This is a genomic window from Neobacillus niacini, assembly GCF_048572935.1.
GTDB lineage: Bacteria > Bacillota > Bacilli > Bacillales > Cytobacillaceae > Neobacillus > Neobacillus niacini.
Genome location: NZ_CP183883.1, coordinates 3,530,702 through 3,554,028, shown reverse-complemented (window position 1 = coordinate 3,554,028; position 23,327 = coordinate 3,530,702). Strand labels below are relative to the sequence as shown.

Annotated in this window: 22 protein-coding genes and 1 pseudogene; 10 read left to right on the top strand and 13 right to left on the bottom strand. The window is 35.9% G+C overall.

What is annotated here, in order from left to right:
• Positions 1-93: 93 nt before the first annotated feature.
• From ACN6MT_RS17545 to ACN6MT_RS17530, 4 genes are all read right to left on the bottom strand, one after another.
• Positions 94-1,650 (bottom strand): DUF4145 domain-containing protein, encoded by a 1,557-nt coding sequence (locus ACN6MT_RS17545; protein ID WP_419887283.1) that lies wholly within the window; start codon positions 1,648-1,650, stop codon positions 94-96.
• A gap of 126 nt (positions 1,651-1,776) precedes the next feature.
• Complete coding sequence (locus ACN6MT_RS17540) at positions 1,777-2,253, bottom strand: aminodeoxychorismate lyase (protein WP_419887282.1); 477 nt, start codon at positions 2,251-2,253, stop codon at positions 1,777-1,779.
• Positions 2,243-2,623, bottom strand: a complete 381-nt coding sequence (locus ACN6MT_RS17535; RefSeq protein ID WP_419887281.1) for a hypothetical protein — start codon at positions 2,621-2,623, stop codon at positions 2,243-2,245. Before ACN6MT_RS17535 ends, ACN6MT_RS17540 begins: the two co-directional genes overlap by 11 nt.
• Before the next feature lie 212 nt (positions 2,624-2,835).
• Positions 2,836-3,339 carry a DinB family protein gene (locus ACN6MT_RS17530; RefSeq protein WP_419887280.1) on the bottom strand — a complete coding sequence of 168 codons (504 nt, stop codon included), beginning with the start codon at positions 3,337-3,339 and terminating at the stop codon, positions 2,836-2,838.
• A 180-nt stretch (positions 3,340-3,519) separates the two neighbouring features.
• On the opposite strand from ACN6MT_RS17530, the gene ACN6MT_RS17525 reads away from it, so the two are divergent.
• The 3 genes from ACN6MT_RS17525 (at position 3,520) to ilvB (ending at position 6,895) form a co-directional block, all read left to right on the top strand.
• The gene (locus tag ACN6MT_RS17525; RefSeq protein ID WP_419887279.1) at positions 3,520-4,671 is read left to right on the top strand and encodes an SLC13 family permease; all 1,152 of its coding nucleotides are present in this window, start codon (positions 3,520-3,522) and stop codon (positions 4,669-4,671) included.
• 103 nt (positions 4,672-4,774) lie between these two features.
• A complete protein-coding gene (locus ACN6MT_RS17520; RefSeq protein WP_419887278.1) occupies positions 4,775-5,002 on the top strand; it encodes a hypothetical protein in 228 nt (75 codons plus the stop codon).
• Positions 5,003-5,233: 231 nt separating this feature from the next.
• A complete protein-coding gene (gene ilvB / locus ACN6MT_RS17515; RefSeq protein ID WP_419887277.1) occupies positions 5,234-6,895 on the top strand; it encodes a biosynthetic-type acetolactate synthase large subunit in 1,662 nt (553 codons plus the stop codon).
• Positions 6,896-7,014: 119 nt separating this feature from the next.
• Here ilvB and ACN6MT_RS17510 read toward each other — a convergent pair whose 3' ends face one another.
• Complete coding sequence (locus ACN6MT_RS17510; RefSeq protein ID WP_419887276.1) at positions 7,015-7,992, bottom strand: Rieske 2Fe-2S domain-containing protein; 978 nt, start codon at positions 7,990-7,992, stop codon at positions 7,015-7,017.
• A gap of 263 nt (positions 7,993-8,255) precedes the next feature.
• On the opposite strand from ACN6MT_RS17510, the gene ACN6MT_RS17505 reads away from it, so the two are divergent.
• Positions 8,256-9,599 carry a uracil-xanthine permease family protein gene (locus tag ACN6MT_RS17505; protein ID WP_419887275.1) on the top strand — a complete coding sequence of 448 codons (1,344 nt, stop codon included), beginning with the start codon at positions 8,256-8,258 and terminating at the stop codon, positions 9,597-9,599.
• 42 nt (positions 9,600-9,641) lie between these two features.
• Here ACN6MT_RS17505 and ACN6MT_RS17500 read toward each other — a convergent pair whose 3' ends face one another.
• The 3 genes from ACN6MT_RS17500 to ACN6MT_RS17490 all read right to left on the bottom strand — a co-directional run bounded on the left by ACN6MT_RS17500 (position 9,642) and on the right by ACN6MT_RS17490 (position 11,698).
• Positions 9,642-10,394 (bottom strand): GNAT family N-acetyltransferase, encoded by a 753-nt coding sequence (locus ACN6MT_RS17500; RefSeq protein WP_419887274.1) that lies wholly within the window; start codon positions 10,392-10,394, stop codon positions 9,642-9,644.
• A 23-nt stretch (positions 10,395-10,417) separates the two neighbouring features.
• The gene (locus ACN6MT_RS17495) at positions 10,418-11,098 is read right to left on the bottom strand and encodes an NUDIX domain-containing protein (protein WP_419887273.1); all 681 of its coding nucleotides are present in this window, start codon (positions 11,096-11,098) and stop codon (positions 10,418-10,420) included.
• Positions 11,099-11,203: 105 nt separating this feature from the next.
• On the bottom strand, positions 11,204-11,698 hold the full coding sequence (locus tag ACN6MT_RS17490) for a hypothetical protein (RefSeq protein WP_419887272.1): 495 nt from the start codon (positions 11,696-11,698) through the stop codon (positions 11,204-11,206).
• A gap of 246 nt (positions 11,699-11,944) precedes the next feature.
• Between ACN6MT_RS17490 and ACN6MT_RS17485 the strand changes: the two genes are divergently transcribed.
• The 3 genes from ACN6MT_RS17485 (at position 11,945) to ACN6MT_RS17475 (ending at position 15,720) form a co-directional block, all read left to right on the top strand.
• Positions 11,945-13,972 (top strand): M14 family zinc carboxypeptidase, encoded by a 2,028-nt coding sequence (locus tag ACN6MT_RS17485; protein WP_419887271.1) that lies wholly within the window; start codon positions 11,945-11,947, stop codon positions 13,970-13,972.
• Between the two features lie 178 nt (positions 13,973-14,150).
• Complete coding sequence (locus ACN6MT_RS17480) at positions 14,151-14,906, top strand: serine/threonine-protein kinase (protein ID WP_419887270.1); 756 nt, start codon at positions 14,151-14,153, stop codon at positions 14,904-14,906.
• A gap of 49 nt (positions 14,907-14,955) precedes the next feature.
• On the top strand, positions 14,956-15,720 hold the full coding sequence (locus ACN6MT_RS17475) for a glycosyltransferase family 2 protein (RefSeq protein WP_419887269.1): 765 nt from the start codon (positions 14,956-14,958) through the stop codon (positions 15,718-15,720).
• Positions 15,721-15,782: 62 nt separating this feature from the next.
• Here the strand turns inward: ACN6MT_RS17475 and ACN6MT_RS17470 are convergent, their stop codons facing one another.
• Together ACN6MT_RS17470 and ACN6MT_RS17465 are read right to left on the bottom strand one after the other, a co-directional pair.
• Positions 15,783-17,276, bottom strand: a complete 1,494-nt coding sequence (locus tag ACN6MT_RS17470) for a glycosyltransferase family 2 protein (protein WP_419887268.1) — start codon at positions 17,274-17,276, stop codon at positions 15,783-15,785.
• Between the two features lie 23 nt (positions 17,277-17,299).
• Entirely contained in the window at positions 17,300-17,995 is a 696-nt protein-coding gene (locus ACN6MT_RS17465) for a glycosyltransferase (protein ID WP_419887267.1), read from the bottom strand.
• A 242-nt stretch (positions 17,996-18,237) separates the two neighbouring features.
• Here ACN6MT_RS17465 and ACN6MT_RS17460 point away from each other — a divergent pair, with 242 nt between their 5' ends.
• Together ACN6MT_RS17460 and ACN6MT_RS17455 are read left to right on the top strand one after the other, a co-directional pair.
• On the top strand, positions 18,238-19,185 hold the full coding sequence (locus ACN6MT_RS17460) for an NAD-dependent epimerase/dehydratase family protein (protein WP_419887266.1): 948 nt from the start codon (positions 18,238-18,240) through the stop codon (positions 19,183-19,185).
• 1 nt (position 19,186) lies between these two features.
• Positions 19,187-19,909 carry a glycosyltransferase family 2 protein gene (locus tag ACN6MT_RS17455; RefSeq protein ID WP_419887265.1) on the top strand — a complete coding sequence of 241 codons (723 nt, stop codon included), beginning with the start codon at positions 19,187-19,189 and terminating at the stop codon, positions 19,907-19,909.
• A 149-nt stretch (positions 19,910-20,058) separates the two neighbouring features.
• On the opposite strand, the gene ACN6MT_RS17450 is transcribed toward ACN6MT_RS17455, so the two are convergent.
• Positions 20,059-20,703 (bottom strand): glycosyltransferase family 4 protein, encoded by a 645-nt coding sequence (locus ACN6MT_RS17450; protein WP_419956469.1) that lies wholly within the window; start codon positions 20,701-20,703, stop codon positions 20,059-20,061.
• A 45-nt stretch (positions 20,704-20,748) separates the two neighbouring features.
• Positions 20,749-21,078 (bottom strand): annotated as a pseudogene (locus tag ACN6MT_RS17445) (glycosyltransferase family 1 protein); the annotation flags it as partial.
• Positions 21,079-21,400: 322 nt separating this feature from the next.
• Between ACN6MT_RS17445 and ACN6MT_RS17440 the strand changes: the two are divergent.
• Positions 21,401-22,228, top strand: coding sequence for a formate/nitrite transporter family protein (locus tag ACN6MT_RS17440; protein WP_419887264.1), 828 nt, complete (start codon positions 21,401-21,403; stop codon positions 22,226-22,228).
• 62 nt (positions 22,229-22,290) lie between these two features.
• Here the strand turns inward: ACN6MT_RS17440 and ACN6MT_RS17435 are convergent, their stop codons facing one another.
• Positions 22,291-23,241, bottom strand: a complete 951-nt coding sequence (locus ACN6MT_RS17435) for a ribose-phosphate diphosphokinase (RefSeq protein ID WP_419887263.1) — start codon at positions 23,239-23,241, stop codon at positions 22,291-22,293.
• Between the last annotated feature and the right edge of the window lie 86 nt (positions 23,242-23,327).

Here is a 23,327-nt window from a genome sequence, read left to right as displayed (position 1 = left end):
TATTTTCAAAAGGCAACAATACTTGAGAAAAGAGCCTGCCAAAATGAAAATAACACCGACGTCTTTAAACAAATGTCGGTGTTAGAAACGTTTTTAATCATTACTCTCTAATAATGGAATCTTAACTTCTACCCCTAACCGTGTAAGTAACTTAGCAAGGGTTTCAAGTCCAGATTTCGGATTAATTTTCGTTTCAAGGTAATAAGTGGTGCCTGTTTGTTTCGATTTATACGTATGCAATTGCGTAAAAGTTCGTTTATCTTTATGAACGGGTTCAAGCGCCATGGCATAGCGTTTTCCCGAATCAGTGGAACCGAGAACAACTCCCTCTTTTATCATTTCATGAAGAGGAAGATGATGATCCTCAATCCAATTTAAACCTTCTTTCCAAAGTGCCGGCACACTTTCACCACGAATAACCGTGTTGCCTTTTCCAAGCTTTACATTGATATACAAAGAATCCCATTTTTTATTACTGATCCGTATGGACTCCTCCTCAACCTTTGGTACAATGACGGAGGCTTTTTCATATGTTTTTTTCTTCAACTGCTCAAACAACTTCTCTACTGTTCCAATCCCGACATTTTCATATTTTGCGAGTATCACAAGCTCCTTCGGTAACTGCCCCACTCGTTCAATTTGATCCTCATTAAGTTGCCTTAATAGGCTTGGAATTCCAGTGAATTCCTCCGAGGTAAGCGCAACTTTGGAAAGTTCCTCGGTGACAATGATATGGTCAGCCTTGTAAAAGAAGAACAGTTCACCTGGTCGTTCAAGTGAAAGCTTCCTTCTAATCTTTTCTTCCCCAATAAACGTCTTTAATTCTTCAAAAAGAATTTCGTCATTCTTTTCACTATAACGTTTCACATGCTTGTGTAAGCCTGCTAAGTTCTTAGGCAGTTCACTCATAAGCCGTGCTTGCTGCTCTGCTCCTAATCGAATTAAAAAGGTTTCGGATTTATCAAATCGTTGTGGCAGCAAGAATGCGTCACGAAGAAAATAAGGAACTTCCAGTTTTCTTCCGTTAAAAGTAATGGTACGAATTGTCGTCACGCCGGGAATACTTTCGTCCACTGCGGGTACTTCTGCTTCCATTGTTTCAACGCTAACCGCCGGTTCTGCAAGTGCAGTCTCAGGAGTTAGCTTTTCAACGGAATGTGAAAGGAGTTCTTCCAATGACTTGAGTCTAATTTCCAGCTCAGACATATCATATCTTTTTTCCATAATCGGAGAGGGATCCTGATAATCCGGAACGGTAATATCTACAGGTCCATATACTTCTACATACCATTTTACAATTTTGTATAACGCCTCCCAAGATAACAGCGCCTCAGAATAACGGAACATTCTTGCATTATGTGCAGCCTGATTTCCCATTTGTCTTACAAAATGGAGAGCATCTCGTATCTCAGGAATTAAATATCCTTTGTCGTTCAGCATATCAAGCTGGTCTTTTAAATTAGCACGAGGATCTTCTGGCAATTCCTCAGCTCGAATTACTTGCTGCAATATATTTTCGACAAACACACGTGCGTGTGTCAGCATCGTTCTTGGGCTGGTAAAAATACTATTTTCCAATTCACGTGCAACTAATGCCAGTTCTTTAGAAAGCCGCTCAATAAATTGATAGAAGTATGATTGGTTATCCATGTAAAGGCTCCTCTTACTATATAATAATCTTATTTTATCATACCGAAGCTCTCTTGGAATATACTAGTAGATTACTCCATTAAGAAAAGCCGTCCCTATAGAAGAGAACGGCTTTCTTATGTTCATTTAATTTTTAAAAATAGATCCAATGATTTCATCGTAGGACATTCCACTATTGACTGTATAGGATCCAGGACGCAAAGCATTTTGTAACCCTCTAGCTTCAATATCCTGCGTGAACTTAAACGCATCAGGGATTAAACTCGCTTGAACAAGCACATTCGCAACATCGATACTCGTCATCCCATCTGCTACATTGACTACTACTTGAGTTACTGGCTTATCCTGCTCTTTTGAATCAGCAGGCTTCGTTTCAATACCCTTTGCGGCTTCCAAAGTCTTTTCTAATTCTTCTTTCGTTTGTACCACATAACCGGCAGATTCAAGTTCATCCTTCATCTGCGCTGCAGTTAAGCTAACACCTTTGGAAGCTTTAGCTGACGCTTTTTCAGTGGTTGTATCATCAGTAAAGTAAACAATACCACAAATCGTTGTAGCAATAAGAATTCCTGCTGCAAAGCTGCTCAATAAATTAATTCGCATTGGCAACTTGTCCCCCTTCATCCTTTATTTTTAGATAAGGTGTTAGCAGCTGTTCAATTTCTGTTACTGGTACTTCTTTCATCTCAGCGATGCTTTCAATCGAGTAATTACGTCTATATAAATCTATTACTTCACGCATAAAAAGCTTCTCATCTGCAGAAAGTTGAATTCCAGCTTCTTTTGTTACAACTTCTATATCAAGCTCGATATCTCGGATTGAGTCTTGAATGCTATTGATTTCTTTCATCATGGATACATGTACTAAATCAATTTGCTTTTTTTCAAGCTTTGAGTCACGGTATGTCTTAACTATTGAAAAAACGAGCAATAATGCGGAAAGAAGAAACAATCCGAATAAAGTCCATTCCATCGAAATCTACCTCCTTCTTTTTAATAGACCAACACAAGAATCTATTATACATCCAAAATAAATAAATTTCGATTTTATTCTACAAAATACATCGAAAGTCTGAGATATTTGTCAAATAACAGGGGATAAGGATTTCATTTGCTATATGTTTTTAGTTGGTGAAACGACAAAAAAGCACCCAAAACATGGGTGCTTAATTTCTGAATAATGGCTTAAATAGATGGCGCTTCCATACCCATTTGGCTCCATTCTTCCCTCGATGGACCATATATTCCTGGAACCTGAACACCTGCTTGACGCATAAGGACTGTCATTTGTCCACGATGATGCACAATATGTTTGATCAGCATATTCAGCATGGAAGATTTTTGCAGTTCCCTTCCAAACACGTTCTTAGTTTCACTTAGGCTTGCATCTGTCCATTGTTGTCTAATTGCTTCACTAGTTTCTGCACTAACGCTTCGGAACGTCTCTGCTATTTCCCTTGCCGAAGTTGGAACACTTAATTCATTCTCCACACCTTTTACCGTTACACCAAACTCCATTAGCATCCCTGGAGTACTAGCAACGATGTGCCAAGCAATAGAGCCTAATGAACGGTCTTCAGGTGAAACCTTCTGTTGAATTGATTGATCCGTTAAAGCGTCTAGTACCTTTTGTGTTGAGGCAGCTTCTTGATTCCATTCTTCAATAAAATGAGAGATAGCTGTATACATTGTGTGTCCTCCATTACTATATTTTTCACTACAGTGCATATTATACCATTTATACCTAAATCACAAAATTATCCATACCAACTAATCATAATAAGATTTTTTATTCCCAAATCATTATCAACATGATAGAATCTAAAGGTTGTCAATAAGGATAGAAACATAGATTATCGGTGGTGTCTCGTGAAAGAGTCTGTAATCATTCAAAATAAGAAAAGTACCAAGCTGGATTTAAGCTTTTTAAAAAAAGACATGGTGTTAACGATCTCTCTTGTTTTTGCAGTTGGAAGTTGTTTCTTTCAAGCTCCCAAAGTAGAGTATCTAAATTTTCCTGTATTGATTAGTTTATTGAACCTCATGCTTGTGATAAAGGCATTCGAGGAATTAAGAGTATTAGACAAATTTGCGATTTCTATTTTAAATAAATGCAAAAATAGTAGATCAATTTCAGCCATTCTGATTTTTTTATGTTTTTTCTGTTCGATGATCATAACAAATGATGTGGCATTACTCACTTTCGTTCCTCTTACCCTTGTGATTAGCAGAAAAACAAAACTACCCATGATGGAAACAATCATATTACAAACCATCGCGGCAAATATCGGAAGCAGTCTAACACCGATGGGAAATCCACAAAATTTGTTTATTTATTCTTTTTATGGATTAACCGCAATGCCTTTTTTCACAACTGTTCTATTACTTGCTATTCTTGGTGTTCTATCTTTATTTATCTTCATATTCAAATTGGATAAAAAAGAGTTAAGGGTCGAGATATCTCCAATACAGATTATCGATAAGAAAAAAACAATTATATGGGCAATGGTTTTAGTCATCATCCTCGCTTCGATTTTTGGAATCATTCATTACCATGTTGCGTTTAGCATTACATTACTGACTGTTGCATTTTTAAATCGTAAATTATTTTTTAAAGTGGATTATTTTCTGTTATTAACATTTAGTTGTTTTTTCATCTTTACAGGTAATATCTCGAATACTACTGCAGTGCACACAGTTGCAATTGCAAATCTTAACGACGCCGAATCCATCTATTTTAACTCGATTCTAGTAAGCCAATTTATCAGCAATGTCCCTGCTTCAATCTTTTTAGCGGAATTCACCACTAATTGGAAACCATTATTATTAGGTGTAAATATTGGGGGACTTGGGACCATTATTGCTTCGTTGGCTAGCGTGATATCGTACAAATTGTATATTCAAACTAATCCTAATGACGGGAAAAAATATTTGCTAAAATTTAGTATATACAATTTTTCATTTTTAGCGCTCTTTACTTTTATTCCATACATTATTTTAAAAACTCTAAATTTATTTTAACCCGCTATGAAACATTAGCGGGTTTTTTAACTTTACGACTAAAAATTACATCAACGTGCATAGTAAAAATAAATACAATAAAATGGAATCAAGGAGAAGTCATATGAATAAAAAAAGAAAAAAAAAGATTTTGATCACTTTTCTTGCCGGAGGATTATTAACATCATGTAATGCAGAAAAAAGAGAATCATTAAATCAGGAAAATGATGTAAATTTCCGCCCTGTTCGTTACGAACGTAAACCAAATGTAAATGAGAGTAATAATGATTATAAAAATCAGGATAACAGACTTGACCTTCAGAAAAAAACCCCCTTGCAATCAGAAAAATAAGATGATCCTTCCAATATTCAACAAACAAAATCTCTATCTTTAAAAAGATAGGGTTTTGTTTTGTCATTTTCTCTATCTTTGTTGAATGAGTACACAAAGGAATTTGATTAAAAGATGGCAAACGTTAAAAATTGAAAATTAATAAAAAACTTGGCAAGGATGATTTATTTCACATACAAAAGAATCCAAATATTTTAGAATGTTCTTTAAAAATAGAAATCAGGTGTAGAAATGTCAGTAGTAAAAGAATATTTGGATGTAGATATATTATTTAACTCTTTTAGCTCACTTGGAGTGGATTGTTTCTTTGGTTGTGACCACCAAGAATTTTTCGCCTATAAAGACTCTAATGTCCGTTATTATCAAATGAAGCATGAGCAGGCTGCTGTTCATGCTGCAGATGGGTACGCACGAGCAACAGGGCATCCTGGAGTGGTCCTGCTTACATCTGCTTCCGGAATCACAAATGGAGTTACAGGGATTGCAACAGCCTTTAGTGACTCCATACCGTTAGTCATAATTGCAGGTCCACTTAGGCAAGATCCATTTAAAAAAGAAGCACTGCAAGATTTAGATATTTCAGGACTCACGCTGCCCATCACTAAGCATGCTTTTAAAATTAATGCCCTGCAAGGTTTTAACGATGTTTTTAAAAAGGCAATAACGATAGCTGCTGATGGCAGACCAGGTCCTGTTTTAATTGAACTCACCTCAGATACGACTATAAAGAATATTCCAACGCAGCGTCAGAATACAACAAAAGTCAATAAGCCCATCCTTGAAAAATCAGTTAATGCAGCAAAAGATTTAATTGAAAATGCCAGAAAACCTGTTCTTTTTATAGGAGGCGGAGTCATTGCTTCCGGGGCAACAAATCATTTAAGAGAGTTTGTGGAGAAGTCCCGTATGCCGGTCGTAAGTTCCCTTTTGGGTATAGGTTCAATGGAAGCACGAAACCCGTTATACTTAGGAATGTTAGGGATGCATGGGACGTTTGCTGCCAATAAAGCTGTACACCATGCTGACCTTTTAATTTGTATTGGGGTTCGTTTTAGTGATCGTGTGACAGGAAGAATAAGCGGTTTTTCACCAAAGTCGAAGAAGATTCATATCGATATTGACCCTGCTGAAATCAATAAAATCATTTCAGTAGATTTACCTATTGTCAGTGATGCCAAAGAGTTCATTTTAAAACTAAATAATTATTTAGATTATCAACAAATTAGTAATAATACCGAAATCTGGACAAACGAAGTGATGGAATGGAAACGGACTGTCCCCCGATTTGATAAATCCAATAGTCTGCTTAAACCTCAGACCGTAATTCGGCTCTTAAGTGACTATTCCGCTCATGATACCATTGTAGTAACAGATGTAGGTCAGCATCAAATATGGACGGCTCATCATTATGCGTTTTCTCATCCAAGAACACTTATTACATCCGGCGGATTAGGAACGATGGGCTATGGATTGCCTGCTGCTATTGGGGCAGCTGCTGCTCATCCGGGAAAATCCATTATTTGTGTCTCTGGTGATGGCAGTTTTCAAATGAATATTCAAGAATTGATTACGATAGTGAAGTATCAGCTTCCCATTAAAATTGCCATTCTAAATAATGGCTATCTAGGCATGGTTCGCCAATGGCAAGAACTGTTTTATCAGGGTCGTTATTCAGAGGTTAAAATGATTTCTCCTGAATTTGCACTGCTCGCTCAAGCTTATGGTGTTGAAGGTTTTAAAGCTCAGAACGAGGAAGAAGCCCAACAGACAATATCTGACGCTTTTCAGCGTATTGGACCTGTTCTTATTGAGTTTAATGTTCTTGAAGAAGAAAATGTCTTTCCGATGGTTCCTCCAAACCATAACAACCATCAAACAATATTATCACGTTAAAAAAAACGTCAACCCTAATCTCTTTTCGGGGTTGACGTTTTTTTAATGCTGAATATATTTAAAAATTCCTTCTAAAGAAAATCTGCTTCCTAAAAGAAAGCGTCTTCTGCTTACGAAAATCACTCTGTACCTAGTGTAACTCCATGTTTCTTTAAATATTTCCGGTAAGCAATGCTCATTCGATCACATTTTAACGATAGTTCTACCTGTAAGTCTAAAGGCAAATCCTCTGGTTTTTGGTTTTCGACGATTGGTTTATCTTGAGCAAAGATCATATCTTGGAAATCTATCATTTCTTGGTCGGTTGTACCTGTTTCATAGTTTACTGACATAATTCCGTACGCAATAGATTTTCCTTCCGCGATTGGCTGGATGATTAGCATGATTGTCATCTTATTGTCCGTATCCGGATCTCTTTTCGTGAATCGGACGGACAGCGGCTGAACGATTTCATAGGTGTAATAGACATTCTTTGCGATTCCGGTACCATCTGGATCTGGTTGAAAAATAGCAATTTCATCGGAGTAAATTCGATTTCCTTCTGTATGAACATCGTAATCGCCAATTTCAGGATGCTCCGGTACTCCTAGAAAACCTTCATGAATAAATGAAAGATGGCTAACATCAAGGAAGTTCTCCACAATTCGTGGCGGGTTCGCATTTACTTCCTGCGGTCCCCATAGAACATTCCGATAGCTGCTATCCGTAAATTCAGGATATGCAGGGAACTCAGGGTTGTTATTTTCTAGGTTTACCCAAACGAATCCATACTCTGCTCTACATGAATATTTAATCGCTTTCGCTTTTAATGGAATTGACCTTCCTTCAGGAAGCTGTGGAATTTTCGTACATGTCCCCGCTGAATTATATTCCCATCCATGATAGGGACAAACGAGGTTACCGTCTTTTACACACCCTAAGGATAGTGCGGCTCCCCGATGAATACATAAATCCTTAAACGCATGAATGCCTTGCTCATTTTTGAAAAGAACAATCCTTTCACCAAGGATTACAGCCTGTATTGGTTCTTCCTTTACGTCCTCTATCTTACATGCAACAATCCAATCACTGCGTAAAACGGTGTCATTGATGATCATCTTTATATCTCCTTCTACTAAACTATATACGTATATTCTATGAAGAAACTTTTTTAAAGTCAACCAAAAGACGAACATTATAATATTTTAATAAAAAAGTATTCGTAAAAAGATATTTACAATTTTCAAATCCTTCATTATAATTCAACTATGGTTTTTATTATCAATACAGTATTTAATCAATACAACCGCTTTTTCACTAGGATTTTCATTAGTTTTCTAGATTGTTTTTACATGAATTAATAAAAAAGGAGAATGGTACTGTGTCACAAAACGAGCAAAATCCGAACATTACAGTAGGAGTAGATGAAAAGATCGGCTGGGGGAAGGCACTTCTTCTTGGAATGCAGCATGTACTTGCAATGGACTTATATATCGCACCCATCATTATTGCAGGTTTACTAGCGTTAGATTCCATGAATACTACCTTTTTCATTCAAATGTGTTTCTTGGCTGCAGGGATTGCTACTCTCATTCAGACCATTGGCGGTCTGAGATTACCTGTTGTTCAAGGCCCATCTTATGTACCAATTGGTGCATTGGCAGCGATTGGTGGAAAGCTAGGAATGGGAGCAGTATTAGGAAGCTTACTTCCAGGGGCTTTATTAATAGCCATCCTTGGTTATCCATTAAAATGGTTTGCAAAAGCCGTAAAAAAAATTATTCCTCCGCTTGTTGGTGGAACGGTCATTGTAATCGTTGGATTATCTCTTATGCCTTCTGCATTTAATAGCATTTATTCAGCACCAGGTAATGTTGGACACAACGTAGTAATTGCATTTGTTTCTGCCGCTGTCCTAGTCGTTTGTATCCTGTTAGGTCGAAAGAAGCAAGGGTATGGAACATTTTTCCGACTTATTTCTGTAATATTAGCAATTGCCGTTGGTACTTTAACTGCCTCATTATTTGGTTCTGTCGATTTCTCTACTGTAAAACAAGCAGCGTGGTTTTCACTTCCAAGCTTTTTCCCATTTGGAAAGCCTGTATTTGATTTACAAGCAATCCTAACGATGGTCTTTATCTATTTAATTATTTTAATTGAAACAACAGGTACTTGGTTTGTCGTATCAACTGTAACAGGTAGTGAATTAGATGAGAAAAGATTGAACAGAGCTTCTCTCGGTGAAGGACTTGGTTGTTTCGTAGGATCCCTTTTCGGCGGTACCCCAATGACTGGTTATTCTTCCAATGCTGGTATCATCGCCATTACAGGAGTTGCCAGCAGAAGGGCAATCATTAGTGCAGGGGTTATCTTAATCGCTTTAGGGTTAATACCAAAATTATCAGCAGTGATTACCTGTGTTCCTCAACCAGTTATCCAAGGTATTTTCGGAGTTGTCTGTGTGGCTATTGTTATGAATGGGTTGAAAGTTATTCAGCATGTTGAGATTGACGATCGTAATATGATGGTAATTGGTGTTCCAATCTTATTAACCATCGGTACCATCGTTCTTCCAAAAGAAATTCTATACAGTGTTCCAGACTTTGCCAATTACATTTTATCCTCTGGTACAGCAGTTGGCGCTTTAGCTACAGTCGTTCTAAATCTCGTCATTCCGAAAGAACGAAAAAAAATAGTTGCAACAAATAAAGAATCATTAACATAAAAGAAGAAGGACTGGAATAACTCTCCAGTCCTTCTTCTTTTTTCAGTCTTCAACTTTTTGTGTGTAATATTGATAACCAAGGTATTGATAGTTTTGTCTTTTATACATTTCCTTTGGCGTGTCCTGTCCATCTGCAACTAAAATAACCGTCTTATCATGGAAGGTATCCATCACAAACTTTTGTATTCTGCTACCAATCCCTTTTCTTTGAAAGGCTTCATCCACACCTAAGTTATCAATTTCAGCTGTTTCTTCTGATATTATGACTTCCACTGCCCCCGCTGGTGTTCCTTTATATAAAGCTAGCAGCTGCATGAAATTTGGGTTCTCAAAAATTTTCCTATTCAACTCTACCTTTTGTTTGGCAAAATTACTGCCAAACATGATATCTTGCTGATACTGAAAAGCAAGAAAAGCTTTCAAATTTTGTTCTGTTACAATTTGAACCTCGATATCTGGGTGATCCTTTACTTTGGGAAACTGATTTGGATTGATAGCATATAATTCTAGAAAACCAATATCATAATTTTCCTGATTTAAGTAATTCACTAACTCAGCTGGGACCTTTTTATTTGCAGGAAATTTAAACTTTACATGCTTTTGACCACTTTTTCGATGAAAATTTCTCAAATAACGTTCTGCCTCTTTTAGTCTCTCTAGTGCAGGTAAGGTTTTAAACTCAATATAATTACTATCATATCGGGATAACATTTCAGGGAAGTGGTAGTGTTGGTATAAATCATTTTCTGTCATTAAATGAGTATGTTTATGAATATTCTCAAATGTAATGTGCATCGAGGTAATCCCCTTTTGTTTGTTTATAAATCCTTTAGCAATTTCATTAAATCCTCTCTTTTTACAGACATCTTTAAGACGCCACTACTTTGATAATCTATGATAGCTCGAAGGGTAAGAATAGTTGGTGGTGCTAATTTAATCTGTTTATTTTCAAACGCAGTTAATGCTTCTTCAGGTTTAATCCAGACTGCTCCATCAATTTCATTTCTGTCTGGTTCTGGTGTTTGCCCTTGTGGGAGTTTTGCTAGAAAAAAACGGGTATCAAAACGAATCGGACTTATCTCAGGTGTAATAATTTGACCGAAATATGTTAAACATAGAGGATTGAACGAAAGCTTTTCTAGCTCTAACAATCGAATAAAAGAGATTTCTCCTTTTTGAAGATTATTTCGATATTTCATTCGCTTTTCTTTTGGCAATATTACCGGGAAACCATCAATCGTATTCCCCAATAAGATTCCCACTTCTTCAAATAATTCTCTTGCTGCAGCAATATAGTATGAAAGACTAATGGATAGTTGTACTTCATCACTATTCACATAGTCATTTTCGGCCAAGTGATCATGGCTTTCTACTGCTCCTCCTGGGAAAACGTGAAATCCTCCCATAAACTTCATGGTGACTGGTCGTTTTGTTAGGTACACTCTAGATAATTCATCCATTAATACAACAGTAGATGCTGGTCTTGGAGTTGCAACCATTTGAATTCCACCCCGTTTCTTATAAGTATCCATTCATAGAACCGAATAAATCAATAATATAATTATTCCACTTTCCATGAGAATACTCCTCTATTACTCTTTCATTTATTGTTTATTCCAATATTTAGATATTAACTCTTTAAACATTTCGTTTAAATTAGCCTTTTTTTGCGTTTTTAACCATTCGACCTGATCAATGGGAAGATTTAATCTTAGGCTAATGTTTTCATTCGGCATTTCTACACTTCTAATCTCTTCCAATGTAATTCCTATTTCTGCATCTGGAAACGATGAACTATTTTCATTGACGATATCAAACTCTTCGTACTCATCTATAGAGTCCAGGTCACAATACAAATTAAGCTGTGGCAATCCTCCGGACAAAGTTTTTACGTACATAATCGAATCAATATTCCTGCCGCTTTCTAATTGTATTTCAATAATTAAATTTTGCTCTTTCTTATATTTTCTTTCTGTAACTTCACTAACTATCAGATCCAATTCAAGTGTATATCCCGAAGTAGATTCAAAGATATAAATGGCACTATTAAAAATATGTATATCCTCACCATCAATTTTAACCGACTTCACCGCAGTCATAAACCATTCCTCCATACCTATGTTCCACACAATACTAATACTAATGATTATAACCTATTAAAATACAAACAAACTTACTATCTATTTTAGTATTTTTTCTCAAAATACCAAACCCTAAAAATGATTGATTTATCTATATCTTTTTTCACTCCAATTGAATTAAATATTATAAGGTCAGCCGAGGAAAACCAATGAATACAACAAAGCGGAACTTACTTCGAAACTCAGAAAATGGGAGGGAATGGCATGGTTCAACATATATCTTTAGTTCAAAAAATTAAAAGGATGTTAAAAAATGATTTAAAAAACCCTCATATGTTAATAGAGACAATTGGAAAATCAGTATTGGGAGAAGATATAGAGTGTATTGTAATTAGTGAAGACCCAATGAAATATGGGATTTCCTATTGTGAAAAACAATATAAAGAAATAACTTCTAAACATCCACCAAGTACCAGTACCAATAAAGATATGAAATTACCTATACTTATTAACGCTTCTATACACGGTACTGAACCAGTTGGTGCAAAAGTAGTCCTAGAGTTAGTTAATTATTTAATGGAGAATGAGAGCGGGGATGCAAAAGAATTATTGAAACATTTTATTTTTATTTGTGTACCAATGGCTAACCCTGATGGTCTTAAAAAGGGGACAAGATATAATGAAAACGGATTTGATTTAAACAGGGACTTTATTTTTCAAACACAACCAGAAACAAAAGCAATAGTTAACCTCATAAAGACATGTAACCCCGTTGTTTTATTCGACCTGCATGGGTATGTTTCGAAATTCAAGGATAAAATTGGATTGATCGAACCATGTACTCAACCACATAACCCACATTATGAATATGACCTCTACATTAAGTGGGCATTACCAATGGCTGAAAAAATGGAAAACAATTTGTTGTTTTCTCGAAATAACTTTTTTTCCAACAGATATAAAAATATGAAAGGAGTTTGTATCCCATTTAGAGACCTATCTTCAGGGTGGGATGATTATGCACCATTTTGCACGTCAAGTTATGCTATTTTACACGGCGCGATAGGATGCACGATTGAAGCACCTAGCAGCGGTAACGATAGCATCCCTTGGATGTTAGAAGCCATTTTGGGAGCTTGTCAATTCCTAATGGATAATAAACAAGAATTTCTTTCCGACTACCTGCTTTTTTTTCAAAGAGGAATTCATTTAAACCACCCAATTCACCCAAACAATTTTTTTCCAACTTGTTATATTTTCACTGAAACAAATAATACTTCCTATAAGGTTTACAGACTCGTCAATCATCTTATCAATAACGGTGTAAAAGTAGATATTACACTAGAGGACACTACCGTCGAGGAACGGTTTGTTCCTAAAGGATCATTTGTGGCACGAATGGGACAAGCAAAATCAGTTCTAGCCAATACCCTGCTTTGGGAAGGCGAAAAAGAACCTAAGGGGAAATTTTCAGATATATGTGTATGGAGTTTACCTCTCCTTTGGGGAGTTCACAGTATAACAACCTCAACACCACTCCTTGCTGAGACTAAAGAAATTTCTAATAAGGACCTCCCTGCTCAAGAAAATAAGACGTCACATGATAAAAGAATTGGAATAATTTATGATGGCGGGTTGTATAGAAAGCAATCTCATGCAGGACTTAAGAGCTGCTTAAATAAGCTCGGTTTCACGGTAAAAGAGGTTCATCCAAGAAGTTTAATCAATAAACAATCTTTAGAAGATATCGATGTACTTATTTACAATGGTTTTGAGCATTTGTTTTATACGAAAGAAAGGGTTAAACCCATTTATCAAAAACATGTACTTGAATCGAAACAACAACAAAAAAGGTGTGTAAAAACACTTGATTATTTCCTATCAAAAGGAGGGAAATTCATAGCGATTGGAGCAGGGCCAGCCAAGATTACAAAAAGTATCTTTCATTTAACAAATTGTACAATAAATACCGGTAAGAGGAACAATAATGCTATCATTCATGTCGATTATCTGGACCACCCTATTAATATGGGTTATTCATCTAAAGATATAGGGTTTGTCTATCGACCTGTTTGGTTTTCAAATACTGATGGCGTGGAAGTCATCGCGAGAATTTCAAGCGACCAAGACGCATTGATTGCAGGAAATTGGTCAGATTTTGAAAATGCAAAGGGTTATCCTGTCATCATTAAGGAAAAATCCCGTGATGTGGTATTAATTGGTTTGGAAATTTGCCACAGGGGTCAACCCGAACATTTATTTAACATTTTATTGAACGCTATTTATTCTTAGTTCCAAATATTCAAAAGTTATACAAGCATGAATTGGGGTTCGGATCGGTGCACACTGGACTCAACCCATTTTGATTATTCATTGCTCAATTTCTGTTTACAAAAAGAGTAAACCATTTATTTCCTCTTAACATAAGATAGTAAGAACGATTTTTCCGAAGGAGCGAAGGTTAATTTTAATGCATGAATTAAAAAACGGCAGATATAAATATATTGCTGAGCATATAGGCGAGGGTCGAACCAGCCAAGTGTTCAAAGGGATCGATACGACTTCTAATCGAGAAGTTGCCATTAAGCGTATGCGAAACCGTGAAGAGGCACGTATTGAATCGGATATCATGAAAATAGTCCCAAAACATCCCTTTCTCTGTGAATTTATAGACTGTTTTGAGGATCAGTTGTATGCCTATATTGTAATGGCGTATATGAACGGTGAAAGACTTGGTTTCTATAAATATGGCAATATTTATCCCCCAAACAAAGCAATAGAAATAACACTGAACATTCTAGAAGGAATAGAACCTTTTCATAAAGCAGGGCTGCTCCACTGTGATCTTTCTCCGCACAATATACTACTCTCTAAAGATCAAAAGACTATTCAAATTATAGACTTCGGATGTACAGTCCACAAAGACATGAATGGCCACTTCAATGGCAAGCCTATGATAGGTACGTTAGGTTTTTACCCGCCGGAGCAAAAAATGAAAGGTCGATCACCTCTAAACGATAGTACCGATCTTTATAGTATTGCTTGTATACTTCTATATTTATTAAATGGCAAAGCCCCCTTCTTTATCGAAAAAGCTTGTAATCAAGTAAAAAATCCTGCTCTACAAAATGTTCTAAGAAAGGCAACAAGCTATAAAAAAAGCGACCGTTATCAATCTGCACATGACCTAAAAATGGCTATTTCCACTCTCAGAAAAAGCATGTAATCAGATAAAAGTCCCCGCTCAACAGGTTGAATTAAGAAAGGAGTAAAACATGCACAGTAAGTCCATTGGGATCATGATCACTACCGTTAAGGTAAGGAAACAAGTTTTGATTGAGAATTTAGAGCGCCTGGTTAAGTTTATCCCTACGCCCTTTACGATCTATATATATAATGATGCAGGACCTCAACTTTATGATGAGATTAAGAGTGTCATTCCTAAATCGAAAATGAATGAAATCACCCTTCAATGCTTCAACGACTTTGGAGAAATTAACAAGGACCCCGTTGGGTGTGGAGGCGGCCGACACTTTTTATTTGAACAAATGAAAGAAAAGTTTGATATTATTATTTCTCTCGATGATGATATGCTCATTCATGAAGGATGGTTTGAAGCAATCATAAAGGGTATGGAGGACCACCCAAATCATTCCATTTTCACGGGAATGGTAACAGATTCACGAGGAAGAGTTCAAATTGCAGGATCTAGGATGAGATTTATAGGCAGCACCTTGAAGAGGAGAGCAAATCAAACTGTTAAAGGAATGTACACCGTGACGGAATGGGGACCTTTAGGGTGTTTAGTCATTTGCCGCAATGCCTTAAAGAAGGAAGTAATCATCCCAAAATTGTTTGTTCGAGAAGATTCGGCCTTTTTTCTTATCTGCAAAAGTTTGGGCATTAATGAAACAATCGTATGCAATAACGCAGTTGCGGTTCATAAAGCTAATAATGTTGCAAGTTCAAATCTTCGTCAAGCCGAGAAACTGCAGGAAGCTAAGGAATACTATAAAAAACATTATGGGCTGGATATGTGATAAATGTAAAAACACCTCCTTTATGATTCTAAAAGAGGTGTTTTTTTGCGGTGACCTTATATTTAACTATTATTATTTTTAATAAGATTAACTGTTTCAATAAACCCATTTTTTTCAATAAATTCCGGTTTGTAAACATCCCCCCATTCTTTAAGCACTTCCTCTATCATTTGTTTTATTTGTTGCTGATTTTCGTTTTGTTCTAGTTTAGTAATGTTATTCTTATGACGACGCTGATTATAAAGCGTTTTGTCAATCCAATAAAACCTATAGTGATCTGCCAGTTTTAACATAATTTTAAAGTCCTCAGCTTTGCTTTTTGGCCAACCACCAATGTGTTCTAGTGCACTTTTTCGATATAAACGAGGGCAGTGTGTTTTCAATTCTGTTAATACTTCATATTTATCTTTATAATTCATCCCTTTGTAAACAGGACCGGGTACAACCGTATATCTCCCTTGTATCCATATCTTTCTATTTCCATAGCATAGACCCACATCATCCGGTTGTTTGGACATTTCATCTACCATTGTTTCAAGCGTATCGGTTTCTAACCAATCATCACCATCAAGTTCCACTATATATTCACCTAATGCATATGTTAATCCAATATTTAATGCTCTTGCCTTCCCGCCATTTTCAATTTTAAGTGGAATAATTCTTGTATCATTATATTGAAGAATTTCTTCCCATGGATTATCTGTAGAACCATCATCAATTAATATCAATTGAAAATTACTAAACGTTTGATTTAATACACTTTCTATGGCTTGTCTGATATATTTTCGCTGATTATAAAAGCTAATCATTACTGAAACTTTAGGAGTATCCCTTTGCTTTATGCGATTATAATTACTTGCAGCGATACTTTTTAGCCTAATGTCTTCTCGTGGTGTAATTGTAGTATAGGAATGTTCTCCATTTACTCTATATTCCATCAAAAAATCAGGGATAAATTTTATTTCACCAATTCTTAGAAGCCGAATCCAAAACTCATAATCTTCTACCTTTTCGAATTTTGAATCGTATGGTCCCGCTTTAACAAAAGCAGATTGTTTAAATAAAAAGGAAGCACCTATAAAACTTTCCTGAAGTATGTCTGCTTTATTCCGCGTCATAAAATTAGTTAGATTTTTTCGACGAATTTCAACATTGCCCCTATTTTTTCCATTTTGATCAATAATTTTAAAAAGTGAATAGACTAAAACTGTTTCCTCAGGCGCATTTACCAAGTGTTCGTAAAGTGTTTGTAAAAACTCAGGATAATGTCGGTTATCACTCGAAACCCAAGTTAAAAACCTACAGTGGTTTAAGTGGGAGAATCCTTGATTTAAAGAATACGCAATACCCTTGTTCTCATTTCGCAAAATAATCTCGTAAGGAATGGTTAATATTTTAGATGCTTCTTCTACAGCTTGAACCGTTTCTTGATTCGCACCATCAATGACAATGACTAATTGGAAATCACGAAATTTTTGGGATTCTAATGATTTAAAACATTCATCAATATATTGTGGCTTCTGATTGTAAACCGGAAGAACTACTCCAATCTCCAAATTATTTCCTCCTTCAAATCCGATTAATAATCTAATTGTTCACTAACCCTACTTTTAAAGTCATCTGTAAAAGCAACAATTTCACCGTGTTCAATTAGTCTTTTATCACTAACTTTCCAAGTATGTTCATTTACATCCTTACCTCTTATCGCTGCAAAATTATACCTGCTAGTTGAATAGATTCTATAACCATATTTAATGCATTTTTTTTGAAATTCAGTATCTTCACCTAATGTAAGGTTAGGAAACTTAATTTTATTTATTATGGACTTTTCAAAAACCAGGGTTGCGCCACTAACATGCTTAACATATTTGTTACTTAACCCGTGACCTCGCAATAATAATGCATTCATACTTTTCAAAAAAACGTAGAATTCTTCTTTACCCACGATATTAGCATTCGTTTTATTTAATGTATTCATTGCCTCTGTTAAATACTCTGGACCATAATAATCATCATCATCAAACTTTGCAATGATATCATACTTTGCTTTTTCTATTCCATAATTTAAACATTCTCCTAGCGTATAATCTTGGGGAAGCTGATAAATTGTAACACCCTTTACACTCCCAAATTTACTCTTAACGAGGTTTATATCAATCGCCTCGTGATTTAAGATAATGATAAGTTCCTTATCCTGAAATAATTGATTCGTATAGTTTTCTATGATGTTACCAATTAAATGTTCTCTTACTGTACAAGTAATGATTGAAATCATATCCACTCCCCCGTCCTTGTCAATATCTTTATTATTATATGTGAAATTTTGAGACAGGTTCTCTTTTCATAATAAGTATGTGACTTAATTCTTCATTTCCTTTAAGACGGCTCAATATCGTAAATTATTTATTTCCGGTACAGGTACACAAACAAAAAAAGGAAATTTTAATATGATAATATTGCATTCTTATAGAAACAGCGAATGAAAACGATAATAACAGAATGGGCAGTGAATGATAAATGAAGGTATTAATTACAGGTGGCGCAGGCTTTATTGGACTCCATTTGGTTGAAAAATTAATAAAAGAACAAAAAGATGTTGTTATTGTAGATAATTTAACAAGCGGAATCAAAAAACGAATCCCAAAATCTGCAGCATTTTATGAGGCCGACATTGAGGATTCAACCATAGAAAATATATTTGCTATTGAGAAACCTGATTACGTCGTTCATCTTGCAGCACAAGTATCCGTACAAGTCTCTATGAAAAACCCTTTAGCAGATTGTCTAGCAAATATTGCTGGAACCATTAATCTCCTTCAAAATTGCGTTAAATATAATGTTAAAAAGTTTATTTTTGCGTCATCTGCCGCCGTCTATGGTGAACCAGCATATCTTCCAATTGATGAAAATCATCCACAACAACCTATTTCGTTTTATTCCCTTTCGAAACTGACTTCAGAACAATATATCAAGTTATATGCTAAGCATTTTGGTTTAAACCATAGTATTTTAAGATTTGCAAATGTATATGGACCAGGTCAAAACACACATGGTGAAGCGGGAGTAATTTCAATATTCTTAAATTCTATTTTTCAAGAGAACGCTCCCATTATTTATGGTGGTGAGCAGACAAGAGATTTCGTCTTTGTAAAGGATGTAGCAGATGGGATCTATAGCGCTCTTCATTATGGAAAGAATCACACCTATAATCTCAGTACCAATACGGAAACGAAAATAAATCAATTATTAGCTTCAATGTTAAAAATGGTAAACAGTAATTTGACCCCACTCATTAAACCTCAGCGCGACGGGGACATTAGACAAAGCAGGCTGGATAATACGAAAGCGATAAGCGAACTTCACTGGATGCCTAGGTATTCACTAGATAGAGGAATGCAGGAAACCATTGATAGCTATCAACAAGAACTCATAGAAGCTAGATCGAAAAAAAATGGAGATGATTGAATTGATCACAAGAGAAAAGAATTTGGTCAGTATCATTATCACTAGTTTTAATAGGGAAAAATATATTAAGGATTGTTTAGAGAGTATATTGGCCCAAACTTATAGGGATATAGAAATTATATTAGTAGACGATTGTTCCACCGATAATACATTACAGATATTTAATGAGTTTAAAAGGGAAGCTGTAGAAAAAAGACCAGAAATGAAAGATCGCATCATCTCGATATCACTGCCAAGGAACGTTGGATATGCAGGGCCTTTAACCTTGGGAATGTTCCTCAGCAAGGGTGAATTTATCGCCATTCAGGATTCAGATGACATTTCACATTCAGAGAGGATTGAAAAACAGGTCAGCTATTTAATCGCAAATCCGCAATATGAGCTTGTAGGAACACTATTTTCCTCATTCTTCGATTACAAAAATGGGAAACTTATAGGCTTACGTCGTCCTGTAAGGTGGATTAAATTCAATGAAGAAATTTATAAAGTATATAAACGCGGAGGACATTGTATTTGCCACGGGACAACCCTTTTCCGGGGATCCGTTTTTGACCGGCTTGGCGGCTTTACGAGAAGATTAGGTAAGGAAGCAGATTTTGAATTTCTTCAAAAATGTATTAAGAATGGTGTTAAGGCAAACAACCTCCCCGAAGTTCTTTATTACTATAGGAGACATCCTGAACAAATGTCAAAAAAAGATGACACTGGCGGACCAAAGATTTAAAACGGCCACAATTAAACCAAGAAACATACAAGTTAGAAGCCAACTGGTATGTTTCTTGGTTTTTTATATATAAGACATAAAAGGATTGACGTTAAAAGTAAGAAAGAAAGTCACAGACAAACAATGCCTGTGACATTTAATTTTTCATTTTATCCTTCCAGCAATAGCCGGTAAATCATTAACTGTCTATCAGCCGTATGTTGCCAGGTAAAATTGTTTCTAACCCGCATGACACTTTCCTTACCCATTTGCTGTATCTTTCTGGGATCGGATAGCAAGTTAAGTATGTGTTTGGTCAATTCTTCACGTACATTAGAAGGATCTATTAACAATCCGGTTATTCCATGGTCAATAATTTCAGGCATACCGCCGGATCTTGTAGCAATAACAGGGGTACCGGTTGACATCGCTTCTAAATTTACAAGTCCAAAAGCTTCATTTTGGGCAGAAGGAACTACTAGTAAATCTGATAGTTGAAACAATTCCTGAACCTTATCATTCGGTACAAATGAAGTAAAAACAACGTAGTCCTTTACACTTTCAGCCAGATTTCTTAAATGGTCAGAATATACTTTTTGTTCAATTGGGCTTCCTGCAATGATCAGTCGTATAGAAGGGTCAGCTTTAATGAGATCCGGCATTGCTTCTAAAATATGATGCACCCCTTTTATTTCAACCAATCTGCCTACATAAAGTAAAACTTTATTATTTGATAAACCTAGATTTTTTCTTAGAATTTCTAATGTTGTGGAACTATCTAGCTGCCACTTAGGTTTAAACTGGTCGGTGTTCACTCCCAAATGATTAACATATATTTTATTTGCATTTCCATTTGTTTTTTCTATTAAATAATTTCTTAAAAATTGACTATTTACAACAATAGCATTTGTTTGATTTAGATAATTTAAAAGCAGGTGATCTTTCATGTATGGAGGGGAGATAAATGTTACTGAATGCAGAAAAAGGATAATTTTAGCATCAGGAATTGCCTTACGAATGAATTTTACAAATCTAGGACGATTCTCAATTTGAATAATATCAGGCTTATCTTGTTGCAGCTGTTCAATTACTTCATGAATATAGGTTTTGTTATTAAATTGAAACCGATAATAGGTTATATTCCCCTGTCTTTCAATGAAGGATTGGTTTTTAGTCTTTTTTCCAAATATAATTACATCTACATCTTTTTGTAGAAGATTGGATGTTTTTTGTACAACTAACTCAACAGAACTGGATTTATTACCAGGGATTGGATAAACACCTGGAGTTATGATCGCTATCTTGAGCCTATGAATCTTATTTCCACTCCTTTCTGAAACTCTTATGTTACTAGCTTACGCACCTGGTTCAGAAAGGTGTAGACAAGTCTTCCATAAATTATAAAGTTAATGAAATGTTCACAGCATCTTATGCTCTATTGCGTTAAAATAAAGGCGAATCATATGTGATGCACTTCACAATCCGAGCAATAAGAAAGAAGGAAATCTAATCATGTCATTACATAAACCCGATCAAATTCTAGAAATATCAATTAAAAATGGAATTAAAAAGACAAGTTACCCATTACTAACAACCATACTATTAGGGTTCCAGGCAGGTGCATTTATTTCGTTAGGATTCCTTTTATATATCCGCGTCACCGCTCCCTTATCCGAAAGTTTAACCGGACTTAGCGCGATTTTAGGTGCCTCTGTCTTTCCAATCGGACTGATTCTGACTTTAATCGCAGGTGGAGAACTTCTAACAGGAAATATGATGGTCGTTCCATTAGCAAAATTTGCTAATAAAATAAAAACAAACCAAGTTTTGCTTAACTGGCTGCTCATCACGATAAGCAATTTTCTCGGTGCTATCTTCGTTGCTTATTTCTTCGGACATATCGTTGGATTAACAGAAACTGGCGAATACTTAGAGAGTACGATTCATATTGCTGAACATAAAATAAATGCTACGTTTCTTCAAGCTTTTGTCTCTGGTATCGGGTGCAATTGGCTTGTGGCTGCAGCCGTATGGTTATCGTATGGCAGCGAAGACATGATTGGTAAAATTGCAGGAATTTGGTTCCCGACCATGGCTTTTGTTGCAATCGGATTCCAACACGTGGTTGCCAACATGTTTGTCATACCAGCAGCGATATTTGCTGGACACCTCACATGGATGGATTATTTAGGTAACTTTGTTCCTGTTTTCTTAGGTAATGCAGTCGGCGGAGCACTCTTTATTGGAATGGCTTATTGGTTTTCTTATAAAAAGAACGAATACACTGTCATTGAAGGGGCTAAAAAAACAGGAATATTAGATAAAAAAATTAGACTATAAACTTCGGTTCTTGATTGAAGAGATAGTAAAAGAGCCGTGATTATCACGACTCTTTCATTTGCTTATTCAAATAAAGGACTTACTGCTCTTTCATTATGAATTCGGTCAATAGCGTCTGCTAGTAATGGAGCCACAGAAAGCATCGTAATTTTATTAATTCTCTTTTCTTCAGTCTGTTCAATCGTGTTCGTTATCACTAATTCTTCAATTGCTGATGATTCAATGTTTTCAACAGCAGATTGTGAGAGAACAGCATGTGTACAGCAAGCAAAAACTGTCTTTGCCCCATGCTCAACTAATGCTTTGGCTGCAAAAGTCTGCGTAGCTGCAGTATTAATTAAGTCATCAACAATAATGGCATTTTTCCCTTCAACGTTTCCAATGATCTCCAAAACTTCAGAAACATTAGGTTCAGGTCGACGTCGATCAATGAGGGCAATCGGGGCATTTAAGTACTTGGCCATTTTCCTCGCTCTTCCAACAGCACCGTTATGCGGGGCAACGACAACCACATCCTCAAGTCCCTTTCTCTCAAAGTACTCTGAAAGAATTGGGATTCCAATTAAATGATCTACAGGAATATCAAAAAATCCCTGGACCTGCGGTGAATGAAAATCCATCGTGAGGATCCTGGTAGCACCTGATTTTTCAAGGAGATTCGCAATTAATTTGGCAGTAATTGGCTCGCGTGATCTTGCTTTTCGATCCTGGCGTGCATAGCTGTAATAAGGAATAACTACATTAATCATTTTCGCTGATGCTCTTTTTAACGCGTCTATCATAATGAGCAGCTCCATGATATGGTCATTATTCGGGTGCGAGGTGGATTGCACGACATAAACGTCGGAGCCGCGCACACTTTCTTCTATATTCACCTGAATTTCTCCATCACTAAATTGAGTGACCGAGCTCCTCCCGACCTCACAACCTAAATGCTTAGCTATTTCCTTTGCCAAGCTTTGATTTGAATTTAATGCAAACAATTTAATCCCTTTTTTCAATTGATACGACACTTTATGTCCCCCATGCTTTTGTTTTTTACAATTCCTTAACGCCTCATTTACTTATTTTACATGAAATGAAGTCATTAGAACAATAT